Consider the following 3,507-nt stretch of genomic DNA (forward strand, 5'->3'; position numbering starts at 1 on the left):
GCGCGATCGCGACAGAGCCGAGCATGCCAAGGCGAATGCGGGCGCAACCGCGGCAGCTCCCGGGACACCGGGACAGGCAACACAAGCAGGTGTCTCCGCCACTCCGACGACTCCCCCACCACCGGTGGATGCCCCGAAGGAGGTGCCTTTGGAGGTGAACGGCGCTCCGAAACAAATGGTGTCGCCGGAGGTGGAACAGGTCGTGCAGAAGGCAATAGCCGACCCGTCCGCCGATGCGCAGGCCGCCTACCAGAGCACGCGAGGAGATTCGTCTGGATGGCCAGGGGTCGACGGCGCCCCTAGGACCGGCGATGTCGTGGAGTGGGCGAATCACAAAGGCGTGATCGTGCAAACCGAAACGGGCCTGGGAGTCGTCTCCCACAACGAAGTCGTGCCGCTCGACCAGCACGACGGAAGATTCGGCGATTTCCAACGTTTCTCGCGCCCGACCGACGCCCCCGGACAAGCGGCTGCCGCGCCACCTGCGATTACGGCTCCGGCCGCACCGCCGAGGCCGCCGGCCGTTCCCACGCCGATCTGAGGTGAGCGTGGCACCTGACATGGCCGCAGGGGCAGCGGTGCCGCGGTGGACTGATTCCACAGCACACACCGGCTTCCCCACCCGAGCATTCCGACGAAAATGACGACCAGAGCAACCGGAGATTTCCTGGTCGACTTGGCCGAGCGGTTGACGCCGTCCTGTGACCCAGCGTCCATCCGCGCCATGATGGAACGCGCCAGTGGAGGACAGCTGGACCCGCGCAGACCAGATGGACGCCGAGCCAGCACGCTGACCAGATCCGGGATTCCGCTCGAAGCCAGCGTGACCGGCGGCCGAGGACAGTTCACACCTGCCCTTCGCTACGTCACCGAGACCGGGACGCAGGAGCCGGACTTCGTCTCCCGCCTGGCCGCTCAACTCGCCGCGATCCGGGATGTCGTCGCATGGTTGCCGAACGGAGACGAGACGGTTGCCGACATGCTGCAATCCTTTGTCGCGACGCTGTTTCCCGATCCCGCGAAAGTTCCGGCGGGGGATCGCTTCGCCACATGGATAGGGGTTGCCCACCATGCCGCAGCGCCACATCACCCAGCCCGCATCAAGGTGTATGGCAAACTGACCGCGCCAGCGGCGCTGCACCGGTTGTGCAGTACGTGGCCCGGGTTCGCCGGATTGGCGTCCGTACCCGACAACGAGAAGCTCATCGAGCCTGCTGGTGCCGCGATCGAGGTGGACGCGCACGGCGAGGTCAACCACAAGATCTACCTGCGGAGCCGACTCTGCGACATCGCCGTTCCGATGAAGCTGGTCCGCCACTTCGGCGATCCGGCATGGGAAGTGCTATCGGAACTCGTTCGGTGCGGCGTCGACGCAGCCGAGCTCCACGAACACAACTTCTTCGTCTGCCGTGCACGCGGTGCCGGCGACCCTACCTTCTCGCTCTACCTGTCCGCCAGGGGAACCACCGACCTGACCGGGCTCGTCGGCGCACTCGCGTCCCGGCACCACGGCACCACCCATGCCGTCGACGCCCTCGCCCTCGCAGCCGAATCATGTGGAGCGAGCTGGCGTCACTCGATAGCCGGGCTGGGCTTTTCGGCCGACCACGGCATCGACAAACTCAACGTATACGGCACACCCACATGGAGTGCTCAATAGTAAGTAGGAGGCTGGATGCCCTGTAAGAGCACATCTTACGCGGCGTATTTTCGTAGCAGTTCATCGCCGCGGAAATCGGCAGCGGAAACGCCTGTGGCCAAGGGGATTCCGTTCACAGCGAAGATGGCAGGATGGCCGCGAGGAGTTCCCCGCGCAGAGAAGGGACCCTACTCGGGTGCGATCCCAAACGCGAGGCCATTAGTTCTGCGAGGTTCCCATCGCCGAGTTCGCCACTGATTTCGGCGGCCTGTGGCACACCGTGCCACAGGCTGTGCACCGGATGCCCGCCGCGTTTCCCTCCGTACTGATCGGCTCCGGTCGACCGTTGACGCTGCGCGGTGCGGGTCATTCCTGTGGTGGACAGACCGTCACCGGCGATGAACTGCTCGTCACCTACGCACCGGACACCGCGGCCAACCAAGTGCGGGACCTCGGCGACGGCCTGATCGAGGTGCCCGCCGGGATGGACTGGTACGGCCTCGAGCGATATCTGAACCGCCGCGGCCGGGCCTTTCCCGTGCTGACCGACTATCTGCACATGTCGGTGGGCGGAACCCTCTCGGTGGGCGGCTTCGGGACCAACTCGGTGCGATATGGCATGCAGGTCGATCATGTGGAGCGGATCCAGCTGATCGACGGAATGGGAGCCAGCCGGTGGTGCTCACGTACCGACCATCCTGAGCTGTTCCGGTTCGCGCTCGGCGGGCTCGGCACTGTCGGACTGATCGAACGGGCGGTGCTGCGCACCGTGCCCTACCAGCGCTACACCCACGTGCACCGTACCCGGCATGCCTCACTCACCGAGCTCGTCGAGCACACCGAACGGATCGCACAGCGCGACGATGTCGACATCTACTGCGCGTCCCTGCGCGGCGGCATGCTCAGCTCCACGACGGGTTGGGGCGGCATCAGCGCGCAGCGATGCAGCAACGAGAACTGCTCGATTGTGCCCGATCTGCCGTTCGCGGAGCACACCGGACGGGCGGCCGCCACGCCTTCCGACAAGGTGCGCCTGTGGACCGATTACGTCGTGCCTGCCGCGCAGTTCGCGCCGATGCTCGCGGCCGCCGAGGCTTTGCTACACCGAGCTCCGCTGAACCGTGTTCTCACGATGTTGTACATCTTGATCGTGCGACGCCCCGCCGCCGCAACCCCATTCGCCTTCGCCCCGGTCGGCACTGATCCCGTCTCGATCGGATTGGGCCTGTACACCTCGGTCGAGCGCGACCCGGCCGCCATCGCCGCCACCCGCCACATGTTTCGCGACCTGCTGGAACGCTGCTGCGAGCTGGGCGGGCATCCTTATCTTTACGGCGTCAACGACCTCGACGATTCGCTGGCCGAACGACTCTATGGAACTGACCTGGATCAGCTTGCACAGCTGCGCTCGTCACACCGACTGGAACACGTCAACGCCCACCTCCCGCTCGTGAAAGCCACCGTGCGTACTCGAGATTAGTGTCTGGCGTCGAAATGCGTTGCCACACACAAGGTTGAACATCGTGCCTCGGGCTTGTGGTGGATCGGCGTAGTTGGTGTGGATCTTCGGCGAGAAAGTCGATACGGATCCTCAGTCCCCTTGCCTCCCAAGAAAATTCGAGTACGACTCGTAGTGGGCATGCCTCCAGTAGGTGCAGGGTGGAGTGCTGTCATGGTGCGGCGACAACCACCGCGGGCTCGCTCGCGCGGTCGATGCGGAATCCCGGTAGGAACCGGTCGGCATACGGGATCATCATTTGGATCAGTGGCCCGATGCCGAACGCGTACACCAGTGTTGCGATGCCGATGCTGCCTCCCAGCACCCAGCCGGCGGCCAGCACCGATACCTCGATCCCGGTGCGCACCCA

The 3,507-nt window shown here is 65.1% G+C and carries 2 protein-coding genes and 2 pseudogenes; 3 read left to right on the forward strand and 1 reads right to left on the reverse strand.

Annotated elements, in window-relative coordinates:
* The 3 genes and pseudogenes from ACLMAL_RS39355 to ACLMAL_RS39365 all read left to right on the forward strand — a co-directional run.
* Positions 1 to 541: pseudogene (locus tag ACLMAL_RS39355) on the forward strand (hypothetical protein); the annotation flags it as partial.
* Positions 542 to 640: 99 nt separating this feature from the next.
* On the forward strand, positions 641 to 1,660 hold the full coding sequence (locus ACLMAL_RS39360) for a hypothetical protein (protein ID WP_412003726.1): 1,020 nt from the start codon (positions 641 to 643) through the stop codon (positions 1,658 to 1,660).
* A 280-nt stretch (positions 1,661 to 1,940) separates the two neighbouring features.
* Positions 1,941 to 3,119, forward strand: a complete 1,179-nt coding sequence (locus ACLMAL_RS39365; protein ID WP_412003727.1) for an FAD-binding protein — start codon at positions 1,941 to 1,943, stop codon at positions 3,117 to 3,119.
* 190 nt (positions 3,120 to 3,309) lie between these two features.
* On the opposite strand, the pseudogene ACLMAL_RS39370 reads toward ACLMAL_RS39365, so the two are convergent.
* Positions 3,310 to 3,507: pseudogene (locus ACLMAL_RS39370) on the reverse strand (hypothetical protein); the annotation flags it as partial.

The sequence above is a fragment of the Nocardia sp. CWNU-33 genome (assembly GCF_046764895.1).
GTDB lineage: Bacteria > Actinomycetota > Actinomycetes > Mycobacteriales > Mycobacteriaceae > Nocardia.